We start from the raw sequence: 23,888 nt of genomic DNA, 5'->3' as shown, positions 1-23,888 counted from the left end.
GCCGTGAATGGCGTGAGTGTAGCCGTTAATATGAGGCAGTAAGTAGTTAATCCGAGATTCCACACCGTTAATTCGCATTCCAAACACGTAAATCGACAGGATGTCCCCGTGAATCCATGATTGACCTTAAGAAAATGATCTTTTTTTGAAACTTTAGTAGGAAGAATAATTAACTATGTAGAATATTACGTTTAACCAAAAAAAGAGGAGAGGTGTGCATGGACACTCAAGTAATTTCAAGTGCGATATCATCAGGACTTTCGGGGAGTATGAAATTTGGAGTGTTTGTTGCGGATCGCTTCGGAGTTGTGACGGTTACATTTAATCTAGAGCGATATATGAATACGGCAATTGTGTCAGGAACGAATGTGTTTGTAACGGATTTAGAACCTTTCTTTGATGTTGTTAAAGAGAAGGGGAGTGGCACATTCAGGCTGGGTCACAAAGACAATCATGAGTGTATGCTCTATCTCTCCAAACTGAACGAGCAGTCAGGAGAAGAGGGGTGGATCGCAATCGTTCATGATGCTTCCGATCCTTATGAGAATAGCCATTCTGAGAATCTTGTTCGCCTTCTTTCGATGAGGCGGGCGCACGAAATGCTCAATGTGATGACTCCTGTATATGGGACACTACAAATGCTTAAGCAAAACACGGATAGTCGAAATGACCATCGGTTAATTGAACTTGCGGAAACGGAGTTGCTTAAAGGAAAAGCTCACGTAAATGATTTCCTTAAAATCAATAATTTAGGTGAATTGACAACGAGAGGAATTACGGTAAGTAGCTTCATTCAAATCGTCCAAAAAAAGGTAAATGTACAGCTACCGGAAGCTGTACCTTACATGATGTGGCGATTTCTCGAAGTGGAAGAGGTAGAGCTTGATATTGATGCTGAATCAGTATGTATTGCCGTGTTTTTTCTAGTAAAAAAATCGATTGATTACATTAAGGATTCGGGCAGGTTGGAGCTTGCTTTTGAACAGTGGGACAAAGACGTTGTTCAGTTGAACATTCGTCATGCTTATCAGTCCCTTTCCTTTTCTACGGATGAAGAAATGAGATTCTATACGGACACGGCAAAAAAAGTGTTGCAAAAACAAGGCGGTTACTTGAGTAAAAATCATTGCGAGATTGTGTTGCACTTGCCGGTAATGCAAAAAGAGGTGTGACTCTGTTCATTTGGAGTCACACCTTTGTTATGAAAGCCGGGTATTCAACACACACGTCTTTTCTACGTCACATCCACTTCCAAATAAACCTCATCACCTTTTTCAAGGGTGCACTGACCGCTCGTGAGATTCGTCATTTTTTCTTCAAAACGTTCTTCATTTCCGCTGTCAACGTAGGTTTCAACGGTGACTTTGTCAAGGTAATGAATCTCCTTGATCGGAAAAATGGAACCGCGCAATTCATTTTCGATTTTGCCAAGAAGGGGGTACTCGATTGTTGTTTTATAGATTTGCATCAGCTTTCTTTCGACAATGCCGGTGGCGTTTAACCCTTCGGATGTAGACGAACCGTAAGCTCGGATGAGTCCGCCTGCCCCTAGCTTGATTCCACCGAAATAGCGAGTAACGACCACGACCGTGTCTTTTAGGCCGCGCTTTTTAAGTACCTCAAGCATAGGAACACCGGCGGTTCCGCTCGGTTCGCCGTCATCGTTCGCTTTTTGAATTTGATCTCGCTCGCCGATCATGTATGCCGAACAGTTATGGTTGGCATTCCAATGCTGTTTTTTAATCCGCTCAATGAATGCTTGAGCCTCTTGTTCGGTTGTTACTCTGTTCACGAATGCAATAAAGCGTGACTTTTGTATCGTGATTTCCTGTTCGCCGTATCCTTTTACTGTATAATATGAAGTAAGCATAACGTTCGCTCCTGACGTAAAGTGTGTAAAACGTACACAAAGTGACAAGGTTTTGACACATGTTAAGGGAATGTTACAGAACGTGAAAAAATCTCAAAAAGCACGATATAGCCGTCCTGAAACGATAGTTTTAGGTTAAGATGGAAATGAAAAGGTGTCAAGTTATCCAGCTCTTCTCAAGAATCGTAAGAAGCAGGCAACCTCCATCTGAAAATGCTTTTCCCTTAAACAGGAATTTCCATACCCAGAAATACATGGGTGATGTCGAAATAGTATACTGAAGGGGTTCCAAAGCATTAGGCCGATGGGTGCTAGTGTGAGGGAGGTGTAGCCGGTGCAAAAGCAGGGAAAAGAAAAACCAATGACCGAACGACTGGACGATATCTTGGATGCCATGATGGAAACAGTCGGTCGAAGTAAAGAAGAGATCTTTGACATCGGTGAACATTCAAGAAATGAATATGAGCAGCTAAAAGCAGAGCTCACGGATGTACAAAATAAAGTGATTAATTTAATTGAAAAAACGGAGCGGATGGAACTTCACTCCCGCTTTGCTAGAAACCGCCTCGCTGAAGTGAGCAAGCACTTTGCAAACTACAGCGATACCGAAGTGAAAGAAGCCTACGAATTGGCCAATGATTATCAAGTTCAGCTGGCTGTTCTCAGGCAGGAAGAAAAGCTGTTGCGTGAAAAACGAGACAGCATCGAGAGACGTCTCATGAAACTCAAAGGGACAATCGAGAAGGCAGAGACCCTCGTTGCTCAAATCAACGTGGTGATCCATTATTTGACCGGAGATCTTCAAAACATCAGTGAAATGGTTGCCGACGCGAAGGAAATGCAAAAGTTCGGTCTTAAAATCATTGAGGCACAGGAAGAAGAACGCAAACGTCTCTCAAGAGAGATTCATGACGGTCCTGCTCAAATGATGGCCAATGTGATGCTACGTTCCGAGCTTGTGGAAAGGGTTTACACTGAGCATGGCATTGACGAGGCATTGAAAGAAATTCGCGACCTCAGGAAGATGGTCAAGTCTTCCCTGGCTGAAGTAAGAAGGATTATCTACGATCTTCGTCCAATGGCCCTTGATGACCTCGGTTTAGTACCAACCATTTCGAAGTACTTAAAGAATTTCCGAGAACATAGCGGATTGAACATTTCTTTTCGTAATATTGGAAAAGAAATTAGGCTACCGTCGGAAATGGAAGTGGCCATCTTCAGGTTTATCCAGGAGTCTGTTCAAAATGCGTACAAACATGCAGATCCTAGCCAAGTCATGGTGAAGATTGAGTTGAAGCCTACGAGAGCCCTTGCGCTCATTAAAGATGATGGTAAAGGATTCGATCCAAACGAAAAGAAAGAAGGATCGTTTGGACTCTTAGGAATGAAAGAGCGAGTGAATATGCTCGACGGCCAACTTACGATTGACTCTCAAGCAGGGAATGGGACTTTAATCATGGTGCAAATCCCGATATCAAACAAACGATAAGTCACAACCACGAGTTGACGTGACTTTGGACATGTTCAAGAAATAGAAAATACAGTCGATATTACTATAAGAGACCGGTTCCCGTAACGAATTTTTCGTGTTTTTCAGGGAGAAGGACCTGAAGGAGGAGAAACATAATGAGCGAGAGAGATAACATTAAAATCATTATTATAGACGATCACCAACTATTTAGAGAAGGTGTTAAACGTATTCTTTCCATGGAAAAATCTTTTGATATCGTAGCCGAAGGAAGCGATGGGGACGCCGCTCTGGATCTTGTGCGCGAGAATCAACCGGACGTTGTGCTAATGGATATCAATATGCCAAACGTGAATGGCGTGGAAGCGACGAAAAGCCTTGTGGAATCATTCCCGGACGTTAAAGTATTGATTCTTTCCATCCATGATGATGAAACCTATGTTACCCACGTATTGAAGACGGGTGCTGACGGCTACCTCCTTAAAGAGATGGATACGGACGCTCTTATTGAAGCGGTAAAAGTAGTAGCAGAAGGTGGAGCTTATATCCACCCGAAAGTTACCCATAACCTTATTAACGAATACCGCCGCCTTGCTAATGATGACAAAGAAGAAACGGAGATCGGTTTCCGTGAGGTCGAATACCGTAGACCGCTTCACCTTCTTACTCGTCGCGAGTGCGAAGTTCTTCAGCTTATGACGGACGGGAAAAGCAACCGTGCGATTGGTGAGTCTCTCTACATTAGTGAGAAGACTGTTAAAAACCACGTAAGTAATATCTTGCAAAAGATGAACATGAACGACCGTACGCAAGCGGTTGTGGATGCGATTAAAAACGGATGGGTAAAAGTAAACTAAGTATTCTAAAACAAAACGGACGGAAAATGGCGGCGCTCTTTGCGTCGTCTTTGTTTTCGTTTTGGAGAGCGTGGTCGATTGAGCGCTCAGTCAACCACTTCTCCTGTCGGATATTGACATGCGATTTATGGTAATATAAATAGACAACTGTACACAAACATTGGTAGTATTTGAGATAGAAGATATTGTCCGAGTTATAACTTTTTAGAGTATAGAGAAAGAGAGGACACGTGATGAGCAAAATCGCCATACTAACTGACAGCACATCCTACCTGACAAAAGATATACGTGATCAACACAACATTGAAATGATCCCTCTTAACGTCGTTTTCGGCCAAGAAGAATACAAAGAAGAAGTGGAAATTACGACGGAACAATTCTATGAAGAAATGAAAGAAAAAGAGATGTTGCCAAAAACATCTCAGCCTTCAGTAGGATTGTTTGAGGAAACGTATCAACGTTTGGCTGAAACTCATGATCACATCATCGTCATTACCCTTTCGAGCGGAATAAGTGGCACGTACCAAACGGCCGTTAGTGCAGCCAACATGACAGAAAACGTTGACGTTCGCGTGTTCGATTCGGAAATAAGCTGTATGCCACAAGGTTTCTTCGCCCTAACTGCTTCTAAAATGGTTGCAGAAGGAAAAGAAGTAAGCGATATTTTGGATTATTTGCATATGATGCGCGATAACATGAGAGCGTATTTTATGGCCGATGATTTGAGCCATCTACACCGCGGTGGCCGACTGAACGGTGCCCAGCTTGTGGTTGGAAGCCTGCTTCAAATCAAACCGGTTCTTCATTTCCAAGATAAAGTGATTGTCCCATTTGAAAAAGTGCGGACGGCGAAAAAAGCATTAACGCGCATCAAAGACTTGCTTGATGAAGATGCGTCTTCTGGTGACCCGCTGGACATTACGGTGATCCACGCCAATCGCCCTGAAAAAGCGGAAGAGATTGCGGCGGAACTTCGTGAAAAATACCCGAATGCTACCGTGTACATAAGCTACTTCGGACCGGTCATCGGTACTCACCTCGGCGAAGGAAGTCTGGGTGTAGGTTGGGTAAAAACAAATCTAACAGCGTAATGAAGAGCACTCCGTTTTAATTGAGCGGGGTGTTTTGTTTTGTGAGGGATAGGTAGACAGGGTGGGAGGTGGGAGTGGTGGTTTTACGGGTTCATGAAAGAATTTAACGGGTTGGGAAGAGGGATTGACGGTTTGGAGGCAGGGATTAACGGGTTCCCACCAAGAATTAACGGCTTTCTCCTCACATTTCCCGGTTTAGAGAAAACCACAATAAAACCGAGTGAATTCGAACTCATCAGATCGACCAAACTTTACAAAATCACCCCATTCTTCCACTACCAGAACCACCTCTCAACATCTCACCCACTCTCCCAACACATTTTCCATAACGAAACTTCACCAATCATCATGTGACCTCAACCTCCCAAGTTGCTACACTCATAAAAAGTAGTGAGGTGATACCTTTTGTTATTTTACTCATCTACATCAATGCTCCAAGCCAATCTTATCCCCTCTGATCCACCGTTATCTGACTTCCCCGTTCCTGAACACCTCGCTCCAAATGTAACAACCTCCCCAAAACGACTCCTGGACTTTGGATCCATTTACACGCCTCCCTTATCCGACTCATTTACACCTAATCCTTCCCTCATGTCCCTAATAACCGGTCGCAGGCTACTTATGGACGAGCTTCTAGAACATACAGATCTTCTTACGATTCACCTTCATGTCCTTAACGGGCACCTTCGTTATGAACCTGCCCTTACCATAATCCCGAAGCTTCAATGTACCCGGTGCGGGAATAGGGACCCCGAGCTGTTTTATACGTATGATTGCTTTCGTTGCAAACAACCGTGCACCTATTGTCGAAGCTGTATCATGATGGGGCGATCCGGTTCGTGTGCGGTTTTTGTTACTGCGACTACCGCCTTTTCACCGCAACAAAACCCTCACACGTTAGCTTGGAAGGGAACATTGTCACCAGCTCAACAACAAGCGTCTACTTTCCTCGTAAACCAAATCAACAGCGAAGTTAAAGAATGTCTTCTTTGGGCTGTATGTGGGGCGGGGAAAACAGAAATGCTTTTTGACGCCATTCATCACTCTTTAAATGACAACAAGCGCGTGCTTATTGCTACCCCAAGAGCGGATGTTGTAAGAGAACTTGTCCCTCGTCTCAATGCGGCGTTTCCTGGTACAGACATTGCGATGTTGTTTGGAGGATCCGATGACCGGTTCAAGAACGCCTCCCTCACTGTGAGTACCACACATCAACTCTTGCGCTTTTATCACGCATTTGACTTAACGATCATCGATGAAGTTGACGCCTTTCCATATGATCACGACCCGAAGCTTCGTTATGCGGTCAAGCAAGCGACCAAGCCGGATGCACTCGTCGCTTATGTGACCGCTACACCGGATCAGCGCATGCAATCAAAAGCGATTGGGGGAATGCTCCCTCATGTGAAAGTTCCCCGTCGCTTTCATGGTCATCCATTACCGGAGCCGACATTCCAATGGGCAATGAGTTGGAGGAAGACAGCAAGCAAAGGACGACTCCCTAGTGCTGTGGAGTACTGGCTTAAGACCGTTCTTTTGGAAAAGAAACAAGTGTTTCTTTTTGTGCCGTCGATTCGTATTCTTCGTGCGATCTTGCCGTACGTCCAAGAGCGCTTCCCAAATACCGCCGGGGTTTATTCAGAAGACGACGAGCGACGGGAAAAAGTGAAAGCGTTTAGAGAAGGAAAGACGAGACTTCTTCTTACCACGACGATCCTGGAACGAGGTGTCACCGTAAAGGGCGTGCAGGTAGGGGTTTTAGGGGCCGATGACGGAGTGTTTACAGAATCGGCTCTTGTACAAATGGCTGGTCGTGTGGGGAGGAGCCCAGATGAACATGGTGGTCAAGTTGTCTTTTTTCATGATGGAAAGACTCGTGCCATGGTGGAGGCGAGAAATCATATTCGAATGATGAACAGAGAGAAGGTGGAGGAGTGAGAATTCGAGAATTAATTACTGAAAATGAGCGGTGTTTATGGTGTGGGGAAACGTATGTTGAACCGGTGAGTTGGGCTGCTTTTTTTGGAGAGCAGGAAACGGGAAGGTTTTGTGAGCGGTGTGACGAGCGGTTTGTACGGATTGAGCGGAGTGAGGCTTGTGTGGGATGTGGTAAACCGTGTGTCTCGGAGTGTGACGATTGTAAGAGGTGGGGGGAGGATGCGTTTTGGAAGGATTACTCGTTTTCGAATGTGGCTCTCTATGAATACAATGACTTTCTTAAAGACGTGATCGCCGTATTTAAATACCGAAGCGATGCTCGGTTGGCTGAAGGGTTTACGGGGGAGATTGCGAAGGCTCTGCCGCGTGGGGCTGTGGTGACGACGATTCCTTTGAACGAGGAGCGGCACTATGAGCGTGGGTTTAACCAAGCGGACCTTCTTGTTGGAGGGGTTGCGTCGGTCTCTCTGTTAGGGAGAAGCCAATCTTCCAACAAGCAGAGTAAGCAGTCGAGGGGGGATCGATTATCTAGTGTCGAAGAGCAGTTTCGCCTTTTGACCGATGTGGCAGGGCTTGATGTTGTGGTGGTGGATGACATTTATACGACGGGGGCGACGATTCGGAGTGCGGCGCGGGTGCTCTATGAGGGCGGGGCGGAGAGGGTGAGGGGGGTAACGCTTGCTCGGGCGTAAACTTTTACGGAGGTGTGGCCGATATAAGGGGCGAGGGGGAGATTCGATGAATGAGTTGGCCAATTGTCCGAAGTGTGATCGGTTGTTTGTGAAGAGTTTGCGTGCGGTGTGTAGAGAGTGTCATCAGGAAGTGGAAGAGATGTTTGATCGGGTTTATACGTTTGTGAAAAAGCGGGAGAATCGGATGGCGGTGATGAGTGATGTGACGGAGGCGACGGGTGTCGAGGAGTTGCAGATTATTCGGTTTGTGAAAGAGGGGCGGATTCACTTGGCCCACATGCCAAACGTGATGTTTCCGTGTGAAGGGTGTGGGAAGAGCATACGAGAAGGGCGCATTTGTGGATCTTGTCGCAGTGGAATTCGGTCTGGATTGGAGCGAGTGGAACAGGAAGAGCGATTTGCGAGCCGAAAGCGGGAAGATGAAAATAGGGCTAATACGTATCATTCGGTGACTTTGAATAAAAAACGGTAAACAACCGGTGTGTTCAAACCGATATAATGAGAAGAGACGAAGAACGTGGAGGTGTTTAGTGTGAAAATTAATCCGATGCAGTCGCTCAATATGTACCGCCAGCAGCAAAACAATGGGGCATATGAAAAGGCGGACGTCACGAAGCGTAAAGACGAGGTGCACATTTCGCCGGAGGCAAAGAAGATGCAGGAAGGTTCCTTTATTGAAAAGGAGCGAGAGGAAAAAGTGAAGGCGATTAAAGAGCGTATTGAAAACGGAACGTATGAAGTGAACGTGAAAGAGACGGCGAGGAAAATGTACGACTTTTGGTCGGAGTAAAAAGAGGTGAACGGTGTGGCAAAACATCTAATCGAAGCATTAAAAGACTTAACCAAGCTTCATGAGCGGTTTAACGGTTTGGCGAAAGAAAAAGCTGAGGCTGTTAAAAAGAGCGAGATGAAAACGTTGGATGAGGTTTTGAAGCGGGAATCGGCGTTGATTCAAGAGTTGAGTGCGTGTGAAAAGAAACGGCAAATAGCTACATCTGATTGGCTTCATCGTCAAGGGCTTGTGAAAGAGAACGTAACGGTTGAGGAGATGATCCCGTATTTGGAAGACGAAGAAGGCGATGAGCTTCGCTTTTGGCAACAGCGTCTTCTGGAGGAGATCCGGTTATGGAAAGAGCAGAACGAATTAAATGAGCAGCTCATCCACGAGTCATTGCGTTTTGTAAACATGTCTCTCGATGCCTTTCAACCGAAGCAATCAGAGAATTACGCGCGACCAAATCGTGGTCATTCATACGCAGAAGAGCGGCGGTCCGTATTCGATTCAAAAGCGTAACCATCAAGGAGGAACGTAGATGTCTACTTTTCACGGTTTAGAAACGGCTAGGCGAGCCATTAATACGCAACAATCAGCCATACATACAACGGGGCATAACATTGCCAATGCAAATACGGCGGGGTATTCCCGTCAACGAGTGAATTTCACGCAAACGGAAGCGTTCCCGAGTCCTGGGTTTAATCAACCTCACATGGCCGGGCAAGTAGGTACCGGGGTCAAGGCTGGAGAGATTGAGCGCATTCGGGAATCTTTTTTGGATCTTCAGTACCGTCAAGAAAACAATAAGCATGGCTATTGGAGTGCGAGACATACGGCCTTTGAGAAGATTGAAGACATTATGAATGAGCCGACAGAAGACGGAATTGCCCAAACGATGGACCGTTTCTGGCAGTCGCTTCAAGATTTAAGCGTGTACCCAGAGGATTCGGGAGCCAGATCGGTTGTGAGGCAAAACGGAATCGCATTGGCGGAGACGTTCAATTATACAGCGAGTGCTCTTGAATCGGTGCAGCGGGATTATCAAAACCAGCTCGGTGTGGAAAATAGCAGAGTCAACTCTCTTTTGGAGCAGATCAATAACGTGAACAAGCAAATCGCGAGTGTGGAACCTCATGGCTACTTGACGAATGATTTGTATGATGTGCGGGACAAGCTGGTGGATGAGCTAAGTGAATATGTGAATATCAGTGTGGAACAGGTGAGTAGTGGCGGATTGGCAAAAGAAAATGCCGGTGGGCGTTATACGATCAAGCTACTCGATCATAACGGCTCGGACATGGGTGTGACGCTCGTGAACGGGCGTTCTCTTGAGGCGACTAAATTTGACCTTTCCTACGATGAGGAAACAGGTCTGATTGATGGTGTATTAGTCGGGAACGAGACGTTTGATCCTGATGCGTTTCACTCCTACGGGAAATTAAAGGGATCGATCGAGACGTTTGGATATATGTCTGGTGGTGAAGAGCGAGGCCTGATCCCTGAAATGGTCCAAAGCTTGGATCAGATGGTGTACACGTTTACGGAGGCGTTTAATGACGTTCATGAAAATGGGCGTAGTTTATATGAAATGGCAAATGAAGAAGCGGCAATTTCCTTCTTTGACTTTGCAGGTGGAGCGAATGAAGTGAAGGGCGCGGCTAAAGGGATTAAGGTCGCTGACGACATTTTAAACGACTTGGATAAAATTGCGGCGGCGACGGTAACGGCCGGTGAGGCGTTTAGTGGTGATGGTAGCAATGCGTTGGCTTTGGCAAATGTGAAAGACAATACGTTGAATTTTGGTGGGACGACGACAAACGTCCAAAGCTTTTACCAAGGTGTGATCGGTGCGATGGCAGTTAGCACGAACGAGGCTGAGCGAATGAGTCGAAACACGAACGAGCTACGAGAGTCTGTAGACGATCGACGACAATCCGTGAGTGGCGTATCCCTAGATGAAGAAATGACGAACTTGATCAAATTTCAACACGCGTACAATGCGGCGGCACGTAACATGACCACGATTGATGAAATGCTCGATCGGATCATTAACGGCATGGGTGTAGTTGGACGCTAATTATAATGATGAAAAGGGTGTAGGCGATGCGGGTAACACAATCGATGCTTTCCAATAACTCTCTGCGCCACTTGAGCCAGAGCTATCAACAGCTTCATACATTGCAAAATCAGTTGTCTACGGGAAAGAAAATCACTCGGGCATCGGACGATCCGGTGGTAGCCATGAATGGCATGCGTTACCGAACGCAAGTAACGGAAATCGAGCAGTTCCAGAGAAACTTAGGTGAAGTGAACAATTGGATGGACAACTCTGATGCGACTCTTGATAAAGTGACTCATTCCCTTCACCGTGTCCGGGAATTGACCGTCCAGGCGTCAAACGATACGTATGAAGATAGCCAGCGAAGCAATATTGCAAAAGAGGTGGAGGAGCTTCGAAAACACCTTCAGTCTCTTGCAAATACGAAAACGAACGGGAAGTATATATTCAATGGAACAAACACGACGAATGAACCGGTTCGTGAAGACCTGCTTGATGTGGGCATGGATAGTGCAGGCTTTCAATCGTGGATTCAAGGGGAAGACGCGGCACACGCCTATCATATTACTAACCACGGGGTTCGCTACGATCGCGACGAAGAAGCTACGGGCATGGTGTTCACAAGTGAAGGTGGAGACCGGATCGTTTTTACGGACTTCCCTGGTGAAGACGCGGTTGTTCAACGGGAATTTACACAAGTGGATGCAGACGGTAATGAAGTTCAACAAGTAGTGGAAATGTCGGAAAGGGATTTTGTGATCTCTGCGGACGTGGCTGTGTCAACGAACAGCCGAAATGTGGAAATTGAGCTTCTAAAAGGAGTAAACATGCCGGTAAACATCGATCCCTTAAAGGTGTTTTCGTCTGATTTCTTTGGTGATCTCATTCAATTGGAGAAAGCCTTGAAAGACCCGGACGTGAAAGGGCCTGAGCTGACTTCATTCATTGATACTGTTGATCGTCAAATTGAGAAAGTCGTGAACGAACGTGCGGAGCTTGGGGCGAGGCAAAACCGAATTGAAATGATGGAAGATCGTGTGCGAGAACAAGAAGTGATTGCCAAGCGTGTCCTTTCAGATAACGAAGACGCGGATATGGAAAAGGTAATCTCGGAGCTTATGTCTCAAGAGAACGTGCATCGCGCCGCTCTCGCTTCGTCGGCCCGAATTTTACAGCCGTCATTGATGGACTTCTTGCGGTAGTAGGTGAGGCGTGGTCAGAAGTGTTTTAATCAGTTCGAAAAAACCATATGTATGCGGTGCAAATAAACCGCTCCTGAAATATACTCCGCTTTCCGCGGGAAGCGGGTGAGCCTCCTCGGGCTTTGCCCTCCGGGGTCTCACCTACGCTTTTCTTCCCGCAGGAGTCTACGTATATTTCATCCGCTATGTTAGCATATTGTTCGCATTATTACTTAAACACTTTGGCAACCTCATTTTATAAAAGGGTTCGAATTAACAAGGAGGTCTTTCCGTGAACATGCCTCAGCTTCGTATAGACGTTCAACACGCCCAAACAGGGATGCAACACACTCGTCCTCACGTGCATATCACCCAACATGACGCTGTAATGAACATTGATCAAGAATTGGCTGGTACTCTTGAGATCAGTCAAACGGCATCCCGGCTCTTTATTGATCAAACGGAAGCATTTGCTGATGCGAATCTGAAGGCTCCATTGAGGGCAGCTTCTGAATGGGCAACGTCGGGAAAGGAACAAGCACTCAGTTATGTGGCAAAAAAGACAAGAGAAGGCGAACAGCTTAAACAAATTGAAAAAGGCGGAAATGCTCTTTCTCAAGTAGCAAAAAACCACAGTCATCCCCCAACTAAAGAAGTGACGCTCGGCTATATGCCGAAAACCATGTCCCGCGTGCAATTCGATTATCAGCCCTCTCAGGTATCTGTTCATAGCGAATGGCCAGATCCCCAGATTGAATTTCATATGAGGAAGCCTGAGATTTCAGCTCCGTTATGGGAGGTGGACATGTATATGAAAAAGAAGGCCTCCGTTACATTTTCTGTAGATAAAGGGAACGTGAATCGTCAAATTTAGACGTAATTTGACATGTTTCTATTTATTTGTGTGAAAAAGCCGTAATAATTCGTAATTTACTATTGGCTTTTTAGGATATTTTTTCTAAAATATACTTATGCATACTTTATGGAGTGATGGATTTGCAACTGAAAACAAAATATTCAGGTGATGTGGAAGTAGATGATCGTCAGCTCATTGAATTCCCTCAAGGAATACCAAGTTTCGAAAATGAACGTATCTTTGCTATATTGCCATTCGGTACCGAACCGAATCCTTTTTACATTCTTCAATCTGTAATGACCCCCGAGCTTGCTTTTGTGATGGCTGACCCCTTTCCGTTTTTTCCAGACTATCAGGTGACATTATCGGACAGTACGATCGAGCAGTTAGAGGTAAAAAAAGAAACGGATGTGACCATATACACGGTGCTCACGGTTAAGGATCCTTTTAATGAATCTACAGCGAATTTACGAGGGCCTATTGTGATTCACGAAGGAAAACAAACGGGCAAACAAATCCTTCTCCAAGATGAAAAATACCATACGAGGCATAGGTTTGTTATAATTACTAGCTCGGAGGTCCGATAACGATGTTGGTGCTCACAAGGAAGAAAAATGAATCGATTAAAATCAATGATGATGTAGAAGTCAAGATCATTAGCATTGATGGTGACCAAGTGAAATTAGGTATTGAAGCACCTAGGCATATCGACATACATCGAAAAGAAATTTTCGATGCTATACAGACTGAAAACAAGGCAGCTGCGCTCACTAGTGTCGAAATGTTGAGAAAATTAACTGACTACAATAGTAGTGAAAAGTGACTATAGATATAGGAAACTCAGTTGAAAAGGACAGGTGTAGATCAATAGCACCATAAATAATGTAAAATCAATTCCAATTTCTTAGTTGGGGAAATGGTAAGGGTAAAATATGGATAAAAAAACAAGAATATACCTATAACCCCCATAAACAAAAAACGACAAACGAATCTTGTTAGATTTTTGAAATACTTGATAAGCTTATCGTATACCGTAACAGAAAGGAGATCCAAAACGATGATTACAATGACGACCGCTCCAACAGTCACAGCAACCGTTTTATTTTTGGATCAACTAGAATATTTAGCTGCTAGTGATATAGAAGAGTTATCGCATGAGTATCCAAACGTTCAATTTGATCACCTTTCCTCATTGCCCAAAGCAGACAATCACTTTGATTTTATCGTTATCCTTGCACATACACACGATCGCCAAACCGTACGTAGATTAGAAGCTCTAAGCGATTCGGACGCTCATACCCGCGTGATCGTTGCAAGCGTGGATGATAATCCAACATCTTTGTTTCCATACATACATCAGCCGATTCAAGGGTTTATGTCACTCGGCTATTTTCTCGAGAGTGTACCATTTGTACTTAAACATATGAAACATCAACCTTTGTTTTTAGAGCCCGCTTATCATTCGGTGTTAATTGGGGAGATCGAGCGAATTAAATTGAGGGAACAACCGATTAGAAAATTGATTCTTCAAAAAGAGAAGGTTAAAGACATTCTGACTGAGAACGAACAAAATGTCCTTCAGCTTCTGTTAGAAGGGAACAATAACTTGAATATTGCTCAGTCCCTATATTTGGCCCCTTCGACAATTAGTACGATTATCAGCCACTTACTCAAAAAGATGCATGCGAATGATCGAACTGACGCTCTAGTGAAGTCGATACGAAATGGATGGGTCGACGCTGCACGCTAGACTTTTTAAAAAGAAAAAACGTTCACAAAAGTGAACGTTACAAGGCGGATGCTCAGGAGGTTCATTGAACTCTCCTTTTTATTTTTGTTTTTTTTAGAGTTTTGTGAACAAATTCATGCAATGAGACGCTCGCGTCATTTGTTTGTCGAGTACATGCTTTGATGCATTGATATCCAAGTGTTGACCACTAGTGAAGTGTACACGGGCGTGGGCTTTTTTCTTCGCTTTGTTACCCTTTTCCTCAATATCCGACACCTTCTTGATGTGCTGGGTAAAAATCCAGGCACAATCATGGATGTGTGGCGAGTGTGTCGGAAACGCACAAATTTGGTGTGAGATGGAAAGGGGTACCGGTACCCGCTTTTGAAATCCCGTATGAAACAAAACGGCATCTCGTCGGCCATTAAACGATGCCCCACCATTCAAACAAGACTCCTCAATAATCTTCATGCAAGGTTGTGCTACAAACACCGTACGATCCAATTCGACTACTTTCGCTTGATAAACCATGTCTGCATGTGGTAACAGGGCTAACGACTGATACCTTACTGTGTACTCTTCTACATATACATCTTTCACTTGGACCATCTCTCCTCAAATTCAATTATAGGTAATTAATACCATAAATACATAATATGACAAAAGTCACGACCGGTCAATAAATATTTTGAATATTTTAACAAAATATTGTTACTTTATGTCTGTGTTCAATAAAGTTACATTTATTTTCTATAAACCAATAAACTTTTACAGACCTTCGACCGATATAAGGAGTGTCACGTTCACAAACGAAGACGGCTGCAGACGTTCTCTTCTGTGAACAACCAAAACGAACCTCCCACTCACAAGGACGTGACCGGGAGCAAACACTCAAGGAGGAATTTTATTATGATTATCAATAACAATATTTCAGCGTTAAACACGCACCGTCAGATGGGGATTAACCAACAGGCGAACCAAAATGCAATGGAGAAGCTTTCTTCAGGTCTACGTATTAACCGTGCTGGTGATGACGCAGCGGGGCTTGCGATTTCTGAGAAAATGCGTGCTCAGATTAATGGGTTGGATCAGGCGAGTCGTAATGCGCAAGATGGAATTTCTTTGATTCAGACTGCTGAGGGTGCATTGAATGAAACACATTCAATCCTTCAACGTATGCGTGAACTTGCGGTCCAGTCTGCGAATGATACAAACACTGATGACGATCGTGCTGAACTCCAAAAAGAACTTGATGAATTAATAACTGAAATTGATAGGATTGCAACTCAAACCGAATTTAATACTGAAACGCTTCTAAATGGTGATGGTGGAGATGAAGGTGAATTTACTTTTCATATTGGTGCAAATAATACTCAGAATATGTCTGTGACAATTAGAGACATGACAGCTACGGGTGAAGTTTTGGATCTTGATGAACTAAGCATCGGAGATCAAACAGATGCAGATGCGGCAATTGCTACTATAGATGCGGCAATCAAGGAAGTTTCTTCTGAACGTTCTATGTTAGGTGCAAATCAAAATCGTCTTGAACACACTATTAATAACCTAAAAACTTCTTCTGAAAACCTATCAGCTGCGGAATCTCGTATCCGTGACGTTGATATGGCGGCTGAAATGATGGAAATGACTCGTTCTAACATCCTTTCTCAAGCTTCTCAGTCTATGTTGGCTCAGGCTAACCAGGCGCCGCAGTCTGTTTTACAATTACTTGGATAATCATATAGTAAATAGACTCTAACTTCGGTTAGGGTCTTATTTATTGGTTCTTTGTGTAAAGGACTATTCTAGTGGTTCATTTAGTTTTTTCTTAGAATCTTTAAAGAGAATTACAATTAAACCGATAAACACTATGATAGTAGGGGGGATTCACATGGATGTGAAGTCGGTCAGTTCAATGTCGATGAACGACTTGTTTGCGAAAGTGCAGGGTGACCGAGCTGAGGCGCGCCAAGGATGGTCAACCGAATCGGAGCGAGTGGTTGAGATCAAGAAGAGTTGGACGAAAGACGATTTAACGGAGAAGCTGAATACGGTCAATAAGTTGTCTGATTTGCAACAGACAAACGTTCAGTTTCATTTGCACGAAGGATTGGATCGGATGTATGTGAAAGTGGTCGATCGCCACACGGACGAAGTTGTCAAGGAGATTCCGCCTGAGGAATTTTTGGATATGATTTCGTCCATGTTGGAGTTTGCAGGGATCATTATTGATGAAAAAATTTAGATAGAGATGCTAGGACGGACTTGTTACTCTTAAACAAAAAACTCACAAAGCAATTCGCTTTGTGAGTTTTTGCTATTCCTTAGTAATTTCTAATCTACTTATACAAACGCTTAGCTAAGTTAACGAGATATCAGCTTGGAGGGACTGTGTCACTTTCCTAATATGGTCCCCACTCAATCAACACCCCAACAGAGAGGGTTACGATGGCGATCAATACCCAAATGAGGAAGAGTGGGGAGATGAATTTGACCCACTTGGTCCAAGAGACGCCTGCGACAGCGAGGCTGGCCATAAGGATCCCGGATGTTGGGAAAATGCTGTTGGTTAGGCCGTCACCGAATTGGAATGATTGAACGGCGACTTGTCTCGTGACTCCTACCATGTCGGCGAGTGGTGTAAGCATTGGCATGGAGATCATTGCTTGTCCACTTCCGGAGTTGACGAGGAAGTTTAATAGGGCACTAGAGATAAACATCCCAATTGCTGCAAGGACAGGCGGGAAGTTCTCTAGCGGAACGGAAATGGCATAGACGATCGTATCGAGTACTTCTCCGTCTTCTAAAACGACGATGACTGCTCGGGCGAATCCGACTACGAGAGCACCGTACATTAGTTTTTTCGTTCCGTCTAAGAATGTTTTTACGAGCGTATTGTAGTGCATACCGGCAATAATTCCGGCACCAAAGGCGATAAAAATGAAGAAGGCGGCCATGTGGCTAATGGTCCATCCCAGTTGGGTGGATGCATACACAAAGAAGATGAGACAGATAGCGACGAAGCTTAAGATGATTTTGTGCCTTGTCGTAAACGGCGCGTCCATGGATTCTTCTTGATCGTCGTCTTTATAGATGCCTACCAAGCTTTTGGATGGATCGTCCATGATTTTTTTCGTATAGCGCCAAATGTAGGCTATGGTTATGGAAACGATGATCACAAAGACGATGATTCGAAGAAGTGCCCCTGAGAAGAGTGGTAGATCAGCGATGTCTTGGGCGATTCCTACGGTGTATGGATTGGTAAAGCCTACGTTAAAGCCTGCGAAGTTTGCGCCGAATGTGATGGCGACGGCGACGATCGGGTCGAGCTTCAAGGTTCTTGCGATGATGATTCCAATCACAACGAAAGCGATAACGGAGTTTGCTACTGCTCCGACGGCTCCGCCGAGGGCGAACAGTAAGGATACGGTTGCGATCATCCAAAACTCTTTTCCTCGTGTGGCGTCGACAGCGCGGTTGATCCCTCCTTTTAAGGCGCCAGATCGTTCGATAATTTCAAATGCGCCTCCTGTAAAGAGGACCATGAAAATAATGTCGGCGGAGTCGATCATGCCTATTTGGATAGCCATAAAAAAGTCCATGAGACCGAGAGTGGCACCTTCAGTCTGTGTGTAGGTGCCGGGGATGACCCGTTCTACGCCATCAACGGTTTCTCTTTCGAAGACACCGGAAGGAATAAGATAGGTAGATATAAATCCTGCGAGTAACACTAAAAAGAGAATCACGTACGTGTCGGGCATTTCCCATTTGAACTTCTTCTTGGTTTGCGGGCTCTGGTTCGTTTCTGTTTGTGGCATCGTGTCACTCCTCGTTATTTATTATCAGAAAATATAGTTTCTTATTATACCGTTTTACTATTATGAATCAACCGATTTTTCTGATTTTTATTTAAAAATAGTTGGATACTTGGGGGAGGAAGCAAAAGAACCGTCCCCACATCGAAAAAAGACTAAACACTTTGCCGGTAAATACCGATAAAAGGGATAGGGAATGAGAACGGGAGAGTGGGACGATGAGTGAGATGCTTCGGTTTGGGGGATTGGCGTCGGGTTTGGATACGCATCAGATCGTTGACGATTTGATGAAGGCGGAACGAATTCCTCTTGATAAAATGCAGCAGGACAGGCAGCTTCTTGATTGGAAGCAGGATGCGTATCGTGATGTGAATTTGCAGATGACGAAGCTTCGGGATTCGTTTCGGGCAACGGGGCTTGGGCTTCAGAGTACGTTTTTGCAAAAAGCGGTAACGAGTTCGAATGAGCGTGTGGCGACGGCAACTGCCGTAGGGAATGCGCCGAATACGAGTGTGCAGCTTCAGGTGGAGCAGCTGGCAACGGCTACGTCTTGGATTACGCCGGTCGGAGAAGGTCACCCTGGGGTGAATGAAAATGTGTTGGATAGACCAGTTAAGGAGTGGGATTCAGGTCTTGTGTTTGAAAACGGGAAAGCGACGATTTCACTTGATGTGAAGCGACCGGGTGGAGCGTTTGAAACAGTGTCTTTTGAGGTTGCCGAGAATGATTCGATTGCTCAGGTGTTAACGAAAATGAACCGTTCGGATCTTGGGGTGAATACATATTTAGATCAGAGTTCGGCGGAGGGGGCTGTTCCCCAGTTTATTATGACCATGACGGAGAGCGGGCACGGTGGTGCGATACGTCTTTCGTCAGCGGAGGGAGAGGGTGGAGATCCTTCGGCGGCTATGAATGGCCAGGGACTGTTGGCGGCGCTTGGTTTTCAAGTTGATGAAGATCAGCCGGAGCTGGACACTGGTGCTGGGTCGGAGGGACAGAATGCTCGTTTTACCCTAAACGGCCATACGACGGAGCGTACGTCGAATACGTTTACGATCAACGGGATCAATTATCAGTTGAACGGGGAGACGGTTGGGAATGAGCGGGTGACGGTGTCGGCTCAGACGGATACGGATGCGATTATGGAGAAGATCATGGGGTTTGTGGAGGAGTACAATGAGCTTGTGGATACGCTCAATGGGGCTCTTCGGGAGGAGCGGTTTCGGGATTATCATCCGCTTAGCACGGAGGAGCGGCGTGCCATGAGTGAGCATGAGGTTGAGATGTGGGAAGAGAAGGCGATGAGTGGGTTGCTTCGTCGTGATCCGGCTCTTAGTTCGGCGCTTAGTGGGATGCGGATGAGTTTGTATTCGAGCGTGCAGAAAGAGGCTGCGGGGATGTTTCGGGATTTGGCGTCGATTGGGCTTGTGAGTTCGTCGGATTATATGGACGGGGGTAAGATTGTTCTGGATACGAATCGTCGGACGATGCCGGATGGGCAGCGTCTTGATGGGGAGGATCGGTTGCGTCATGCGATTGAGTCTGATCCGGAGGGGTTGTACCAGTTGTTTATGGGTAGTGGTGCGACTGAGTCGGAGAGCGGGGTTTTGCGGCGTCTTCGTGGGAGTTTGGATACGGCGATTGATCGGATTACGCAGCGTGCGGGGCGTGAGGGGCGAACGATGCATCAGTTTACCCTCGGGCGCGAGATGATGAGTATGGATGATCGGATTTCAAATTTTGAGCGTCGGTTGCAACAGGTTGAACAACGGTATTGGAGCCAGTTCACGGCGTTGGAGCGGGCGATGGCAAAGGCGAATGCCCAGGCGGATCAGATGTTTTCCCTTTTGGGCGGGGGCATGATGTAAGACATTGAGAAGGGGATGAGAAGGATGGCAGTGAGAAATCCTTATGCAAATTATAAGCAGCAAAACATGCAAACGAAGACACCGGCGGAGTTGACGCTCATGTTGTACGAGGGGTGCGTGAAGTTTATCCGTCGCGGAGAGAAGGCCCTTGTGGAAGGGAATATGGAAGTGAAGAACGAGAATTTGATTAAGGCGCAAAACATCATTCGTGAGCTGATGGTGACGCTTAAGGTGGAGACGGATACGGCGCGGAACATGATGCAGATGTATGATTTTATTTTGTCTCGTTTGACGGATGCGAACACGAAAAATGATGTGAAGGCGTTGAAAGAGGCGGAGCGTTTTGTGGTTGATTTTTATGATACGTGGAAAGAAGTGATCAAGATTGACCGTCAGCGTCGTCATGGTCAAGGGGTTCGCGGGTAATGACTGGGGTACAAGCGTTAGTGGACATCACGAGAGACTTACACGAGCATGCGAAGGTGAGACCTGGTGCTGAGGAGCGGGAAGCGTATATTGCCGCGTTGACAGAGATGCTTGAGAAGCGGGGCGAGATTTTGGCTGATATGGGTGATGCGTTTTCTGCTGAGGAGCGGGTGTTGCTTAAGGAAGCGGTTGATATGAACGGGTTTATTGAAGGGCGGTTGCAAGAAGAACTGGGGTTTATTAAGATGGACATAAACGAATTGAAGCGAAAGAAAACGACGGGGCGTCGGTACGAGAATCCGTATGGTGATTCGGGGCCGATTGACGGGGCGTTTATTGACAAACGGAATTGATTTTCGCTTAGGTTAGGGTGAGCGTTTATGGTGAAAAAAGTGACCGATGCGCAGGGGCGATTTTTGGAGAGTTACGAGGAGCTGTTGCGTGAGCTTGATGATGTACTTGGGTATGTGAGTGAGTGTTACATAAAAGGGGATGTGGATATTGCCGATCGCCTTTTAAGTGATGTGATGAAAGGGATGCTTCCCTATCATCCTGAGAATATGACGTTGGTGTCGATTTTTGGGGATGACGGTGAAGCGATGGGCGTGTTGCGTACGTTTCATGAGTGTGTGAAAGAGGCCGTGGATGTAGAGGAGCGGTTTGGCCACGAGAAGGACGAGTTTGGTGCGGTGGATACGGGTGATCGGATGGCGTTTTTGCATGAGCGGTTGATTCGGACGTACCAGCTGTGGCGTGCGGTTGTGGTGAAGAAAAAAGGTGAGTGGGAATCCTCGGAGTAAGTGGGGGTTCTTTTTTTGTTGTAGGGGATGGGGGAGCAATTTTATCGATCGAGTTGCGCGGTTTGTTAATCGACATTGAGATTTATTAATCGAGTTTGTATTGCGTTGCTTGTCCTGATGGGTGAGTTGTTAAGGAAAAATAAAGCAGAATGGCTCACTCAGAGGGGTTCCGGGAACCCGTCTGAGAAGAGCCATTCTGCTTTTTTTAGAAGATAGGATTATCCGGCTTGTTTCATTTCGTCGACCATTTGATCGGCGTTGTCCGGTTTTTTCGTAAATAGACTCACGACCACGGTGAAGAAAGTGGCTACGAGGAAGCCGGGTACTGCTTCATAGGTGATGCCGAAGAAGTACTGTTCAAGGAACGCGTGGACATCGATGATCGCGTACGTCCATTGAGGTTGCTGGGCGACCATGATGACAGTGAAGAGGCCTGTGAGCATTCCTGTTAAAACACCAGCTTTCGTGAGGCCTTTCCAATAGAACGTGAGAATGAGTGCCGGTCCGAAACAAGCTCCGAGGCCGCCAAAAGCAAACAGCACCATCCAGAAAACGAAGTCCGTGGCTGTGGACGCAAGCCAGATGGAGAGACCCATAAGGACGACGATGACGAGACGACTGTAGGTGATGAGTTTTCGCTGGGAGATTTCTTTTCCTTTTGCAAAAATACGGTCATAAATGTCTCGTACGACGGCACTTGCCCCAACGAGAAGTTGGCTGTCGGCGCTACTCATGATCGCTGCTAGAACGGCAACGAGGAGAATGCCTGTAAAGAACGGGTTCAACACTTCAGCACCAAGAGAGGTGAAGACTTGTTCGTTGTTCGAGTTTGGTAGCATGTCTACGTTCGGGAAGTAAACGCGGCCGATAAGACCGACCATAATCGCGCCCCAACCCATGATCACGTTCCAAAAGGTGGCGATGAGCGCTGCTTGGCGCATTTCTTTTACGTTTTTCAAGCTCATGTAACGAACGATGATATGCGGGTTACCAGGACTTCCGAACCCGATCCCGATTAGACCGATAATCGCACCGAAAGCAAAGGCAAATGGGCTCGTAAATCCGCCGCCTTCTGCTTGCATCACGTCAAGAACGGGGCCGAAACCGCCGAGCTGGACGATGGCGACGATCGGTAAAATGATTAAAGAGAAGAACATGAAACCGATTTGTATGACGTCGGTCTTACTAACGGCGTGGAAGCCGCCAAGGATTGTATAAAGAAAAATAATTGCGGCTGTGAGCCAGAGACCTTGTGTGCTTGTGATCCCGAGGCTTCCTGAGAAGGCGGTTCCACCGGCTACAAGCTGACTTCCTACGTAAGCGACCATGAAAAAGAGGATGATCAAGGAGCTTACGAGGCGAATGATTTTCGTTTTGTCGCCGAGGCGGTTTTCCAAAATGTCCGGAATGGTGATGCTGTCCGTTTTTTCACTGAAGTTTCGAAAACGGCGTGCGACGAAGAAAAACATGAATACTTCGACCGTTATGTATCCGGCAACAGCCCAAACGGCGTTCAGTCCGGTCATATAAGCAGTACCGGTAACCCCAAGTACGAGCCAAGCGCTTCGTCCGGAGCTGACAGCTGATAAAGCGACGGTCCATTTGCTCAAATTACGACCGGCAAGGAAGAAGTCCGTGAGTCCGCCGGAGCTTTTTCGTGAGCTCATAACACCGATCACGATAAGTAAAAGTAAGTATAAAATTAATACGGTTACAGTAAGTGGATGTGCAGTAATGTCCATAGTAACGTCCTCCTGAGAAGTAGTGTTGAATTTGTGTTAACTTTGTTCGTCTTGCTTGGCAGTTACGGCATAGCACACACCACCAAGAGCAAGGATAGCTATGGGTACTAAGATAAGACCGAAAAAAATCCCAAACGTCACACGACCACCTCCTAACCTAGTTTCTACTATTATAATATAGTCAGAAAATAATGAAAGTTTGTGCAGTTGTGAGCAGAGGGCCAGACCCCCATAACCGTCAAGTTAAGCTATACTTGTTGTTTTTTTGTGTTTTTCTCTATTATTGAATATCTAGTTACATTTCATCTCATGACAAAGATGCTTCTTTTCGTAAGATTTTTTTGAACAAGTATAAATTCCGTTACAGGTGGACGCTTTCCGCGGGCATCGCCTCAGCCTCCTGATATGAACGAAACTTTCAAGGCCCCGCTGAAATATTGATTATGATCCTGTTTTTGGGCAACTTTAAGAAGGAAAGCTATTCTGGGCTTCTTGACTTGGTTGTCCTTTATATTCAGTCTGATTTTGTCCCCCTTTAGCTAATCATTCTTCCTCAACCCTTTGAATGGTTGTCAAGTGCTCTCCTTGACTGCCATTCAAAGGGTTGAGACTCTTATAAAGCTAAAGGGTGGAAATATTCTTAGATACCCTACCTCCTTTTGATTAGATGTTGAGAACACGGCACGAAGGCAAAAACTCTACTGCGGTTAGCATTCTGATA

26 protein-coding genes are annotated in these 23,888 nt (G+C 45.7%); 21 read left to right on the top strand and 5 right to left on the bottom strand.

Annotated elements, in window-relative coordinates; all coding sequences use genetic code 11:
- Nucleotides 1-218 precede the first annotated feature (218 nt).
- Nucleotides 219-1,172: a nitrogen regulation protein NR(II) gene (locus G476_RS0118685; RefSeq protein WP_026691438.1), complete on the top strand. Its 954-nt coding sequence runs from the start codon at nucleotides 219-221 to the stop codon at nucleotides 1,170-1,172.
- A gap of 62 nt (nucleotides 1,173-1,234) precedes the next feature.
- Here G476_RS0118685 and G476_RS0118680 read toward each other — a convergent pair whose 3' ends face one another.
- Nucleotides 1,235-1,870 carry a YigZ family protein gene (locus G476_RS0118680; RefSeq protein ID WP_026691437.1) on the bottom strand — a complete coding sequence of 212 codons (636 nt, stop codon included), beginning with the start codon at nucleotides 1,868-1,870 and terminating at the stop codon, nucleotides 1,235-1,237.
- A gap of 361 nt (nucleotides 1,871-2,231) precedes the next feature.
- On the opposite strand from G476_RS0118680, the gene G476_RS0118675 reads away from it, so the two are divergent.
- The 3 genes from G476_RS0118675 (at nucleotide 2,232) to G476_RS0118665 (ending at nucleotide 5,286) form a co-directional block, all read left to right on the top strand.
- On the top strand, nucleotides 2,232-3,359 hold the full coding sequence (locus G476_RS0118675; RefSeq protein ID WP_026691436.1) for a sensor histidine kinase: 1,128 nt from the start codon (nucleotides 2,232-2,234) through the stop codon (nucleotides 3,357-3,359).
- A gap of 137 nt (nucleotides 3,360-3,496) precedes the next feature.
- Nucleotides 3,497-4,195: a response regulator gene (locus G476_RS0118670; RefSeq protein ID WP_026691435.1), complete on the top strand. Its 699-nt coding sequence runs from the start codon at nucleotides 3,497-3,499 to the stop codon at nucleotides 4,193-4,195.
- 233 nt (nucleotides 4,196-4,428) lie between these two features.
- Nucleotides 4,429-5,286 (top strand): DegV family protein, encoded by an 858-nt coding sequence (locus G476_RS0118665; protein WP_035187443.1) that lies wholly within the window; start codon nucleotides 4,429-4,431, stop codon nucleotides 5,284-5,286.
- Between the two features lie 413 nt (nucleotides 5,287-5,699).
- Here G476_RS0118665 and G476_RS24115 read toward each other — a convergent pair whose 3' ends face one another.
- Nucleotides 5,700-5,831, bottom strand: a complete 132-nt coding sequence (locus G476_RS24115) for a hypothetical protein (RefSeq protein WP_281170474.1) — start codon at nucleotides 5,829-5,831, stop codon at nucleotides 5,700-5,702.
- Nucleotides 5,832-5,907: 76 nt separating this feature from the next.
- On the opposite strand from G476_RS24115, the gene G476_RS22490 reads away from it, so the two are divergent.
- The 11 genes from G476_RS22490 to G476_RS0118605 all read left to right on the top strand — a co-directional run bounded on the left by G476_RS22490 (nucleotide 5,908) and on the right by G476_RS0118605 (nucleotide 14,537).
- The gene (locus G476_RS22490) at nucleotides 5,908-7,224 is read left to right on the top strand and encodes an ATP-dependent helicase ComFA (RefSeq protein ID WP_169720900.1); all 1,317 of its coding nucleotides are present in this window, start codon (nucleotides 5,908-5,910) and stop codon (nucleotides 7,222-7,224) included.
- On the top strand, nucleotides 7,221-7,916 hold the full coding sequence (locus G476_RS22485; protein ID WP_051314935.1) for a ComF family protein: 696 nt from the start codon (nucleotides 7,221-7,223) through the stop codon (nucleotides 7,914-7,916). Before G476_RS22490 ends, G476_RS22485 begins: the two co-directional genes overlap by 4 nt.
- A 46-nt stretch (nucleotides 7,917-7,962) precedes the next feature.
- The gene (locus G476_RS0118645; RefSeq protein WP_026691431.1) at nucleotides 7,963-8,388 is read left to right on the top strand and encodes a TIGR03826 family flagellar region protein; all 426 of its coding nucleotides are present in this window, start codon (nucleotides 7,963-7,965) and stop codon (nucleotides 8,386-8,388) included.
- 60 nt (nucleotides 8,389-8,448) lie between these two features.
- Nucleotides 8,449-8,706 carry a flagellar biosynthesis anti-sigma factor FlgM gene (flgM, locus tag G476_RS0118640; RefSeq protein WP_026691430.1) on the top strand — a complete coding sequence of 86 codons (258 nt, stop codon included), beginning with the start codon at nucleotides 8,449-8,451 and terminating at the stop codon, nucleotides 8,704-8,706.
- Nucleotides 8,707-8,721: 15 nt separating this feature from the next.
- A complete protein-coding gene (locus G476_RS0118635) occupies nucleotides 8,722-9,210 on the top strand; it encodes a flagellar protein FlgN (protein WP_035187438.1) in 489 nt (162 codons plus the stop codon).
- Nucleotides 9,211-9,229: 19 nt separating this feature from the next.
- Complete coding sequence (gene flgK, locus G476_RS0118630; protein WP_026691428.1) at nucleotides 9,230-10,768, top strand: flagellar hook-associated protein FlgK; 1,539 nt, start codon at nucleotides 9,230-9,232, stop codon at nucleotides 10,766-10,768.
- A 26-nt stretch (nucleotides 10,769-10,794) separates the two neighbouring features.
- The gene (gene flgL, locus G476_RS0118625; RefSeq protein WP_026691427.1) at nucleotides 10,795-11,952 is read left to right on the top strand and encodes a flagellar hook-associated protein FlgL; all 1,158 of its coding nucleotides are present in this window, start codon (nucleotides 10,795-10,797) and stop codon (nucleotides 11,950-11,952) included.
- A 277-nt stretch (nucleotides 11,953-12,229) separates the two neighbouring features.
- Nucleotides 12,230-12,805 carry a DUF6470 family protein gene (locus G476_RS22480; protein ID WP_245579710.1) on the top strand — a complete coding sequence of 192 codons (576 nt, stop codon included), beginning with the start codon at nucleotides 12,230-12,232 and terminating at the stop codon, nucleotides 12,803-12,805.
- Nucleotides 12,806-12,927: 122 nt separating this feature from the next.
- Nucleotides 12,928-13,374: a flagellar assembly protein FliW gene (gene fliW / locus G476_RS0118615; protein WP_026691426.1), complete on the top strand. Its 447-nt coding sequence runs from the start codon at nucleotides 12,928-12,930 to the stop codon at nucleotides 13,372-13,374.
- Nucleotides 13,375-13,376: 2 nt separating this feature from the next.
- A complete protein-coding gene (csrA, locus tag G476_RS0118610) occupies nucleotides 13,377-13,610 on the top strand; it encodes a carbon storage regulator CsrA (protein ID WP_026691425.1) in 234 nt (77 codons plus the stop codon).
- A 234-nt stretch (nucleotides 13,611-13,844) separates the two neighbouring features.
- A complete protein-coding gene (locus G476_RS0118605; RefSeq protein ID WP_026691424.1) occupies nucleotides 13,845-14,537 on the top strand; it encodes a LuxR C-terminal-related transcriptional regulator in 693 nt (230 codons plus the stop codon).
- 93 nt (nucleotides 14,538-14,630) lie between these two features.
- On the opposite strand, the gene G476_RS0118600 is transcribed toward G476_RS0118605, so the two are convergent.
- The gene (locus G476_RS0118600; protein WP_026691423.1) at nucleotides 14,631-15,116 is read right to left on the bottom strand and encodes a competence protein ComK; all 486 of its coding nucleotides are present in this window, start codon (nucleotides 15,114-15,116) and stop codon (nucleotides 14,631-14,633) included.
- 309 nt (nucleotides 15,117-15,425) lie between these two features.
- Between G476_RS0118600 and G476_RS0118595 the strand changes: the two genes are divergently transcribed.
- Both G476_RS0118595 and G476_RS0118590 read left to right on the top strand, forming a co-directional pair.
- Nucleotides 15,426-16,253, top strand: a complete 828-nt coding sequence (locus tag G476_RS0118595; protein ID WP_026691422.1) for a flagellin N-terminal helical domain-containing protein — start codon at nucleotides 15,426-15,428, stop codon at nucleotides 16,251-16,253.
- Between the two features lie 154 nt (nucleotides 16,254-16,407).
- On the top strand, nucleotides 16,408-16,761 hold the full coding sequence (locus G476_RS0118590) for a flagellar protein FlaG (protein WP_026691421.1): 354 nt from the start codon (nucleotides 16,408-16,410) through the stop codon (nucleotides 16,759-16,761).
- A gap of 157 nt (nucleotides 16,762-16,918) precedes the next feature.
- Here G476_RS0118590 and G476_RS0118585 read toward each other — a convergent pair whose 3' ends face one another.
- Entirely contained in the window at nucleotides 16,919-18,334 is a 1,416-nt protein-coding gene (locus G476_RS0118585; RefSeq protein ID WP_026691420.1) for a YfcC family protein, read from the bottom strand.
- Nucleotides 18,335-18,549: 215 nt separating this feature from the next.
- Between G476_RS0118585 and G476_RS0118580 the strand changes: the two genes are divergently transcribed.
- The 4 genes from G476_RS0118580 to G476_RS0118565 are packed head-to-tail and all read left to right on the top strand — an operon-like array spanning nucleotide 18,550 to nucleotide 21,425.
- Nucleotides 18,550-20,199: a flagellar hook-associated protein 2 gene (locus G476_RS0118580; protein WP_026691419.1), complete on the top strand. Its 1,650-nt coding sequence runs from the start codon at nucleotides 18,550-18,552 to the stop codon at nucleotides 20,197-20,199.
- Between the two features lie 24 nt (nucleotides 20,200-20,223).
- Nucleotides 20,224-20,625, top strand: coding sequence for a flagellar export chaperone FliS (gene fliS, locus G476_RS0118575; protein ID WP_026691418.1), 402 nt, complete (start codon nucleotides 20,224-20,226; stop codon nucleotides 20,623-20,625).
- A complete protein-coding gene (gene fliT, locus G476_RS0118570) occupies nucleotides 20,625-20,978 on the top strand; it encodes a flagellar protein FliT (protein WP_026691417.1) in 354 nt (117 codons plus the stop codon). Before fliS ends, fliT begins: the two co-directional genes overlap by 1 nt.
- Before the next feature lie 27 nt (nucleotides 20,979-21,005).
- Complete coding sequence (locus G476_RS0118565; protein WP_026691416.1) at nucleotides 21,006-21,425, top strand: DUF8042 domain-containing protein; 420 nt, start codon at nucleotides 21,006-21,008, stop codon at nucleotides 21,423-21,425.
- A gap of 218 nt (nucleotides 21,426-21,643) precedes the next feature.
- On the opposite strand, the gene G476_RS22475 is transcribed toward G476_RS0118565, so the two are convergent.
- Nucleotides 21,644-23,167 carry a sodium/proline symporter gene (locus tag G476_RS22475; protein ID WP_051314933.1) on the bottom strand — a complete coding sequence of 508 codons (1,524 nt, stop codon included), beginning with the start codon at nucleotides 23,165-23,167 and terminating at the stop codon, nucleotides 21,644-21,646.
- Nucleotides 23,168-23,888: the final 721 nt, after the last annotated feature.

The organism is Alteribacter aurantiacus DSM 18675, assembly GCF_000429705.1.
Classification (GTDB): Bacteria; Bacillota; Bacilli; order Bacillales; family Salisediminibacteriaceae; genus Alteribacter; species Alteribacter aurantiacus.
The sequence above is the reverse complement of the archived record's forward strand: the minus strand, read 5'-3'. Positions and strand labels throughout refer to the sequence as shown.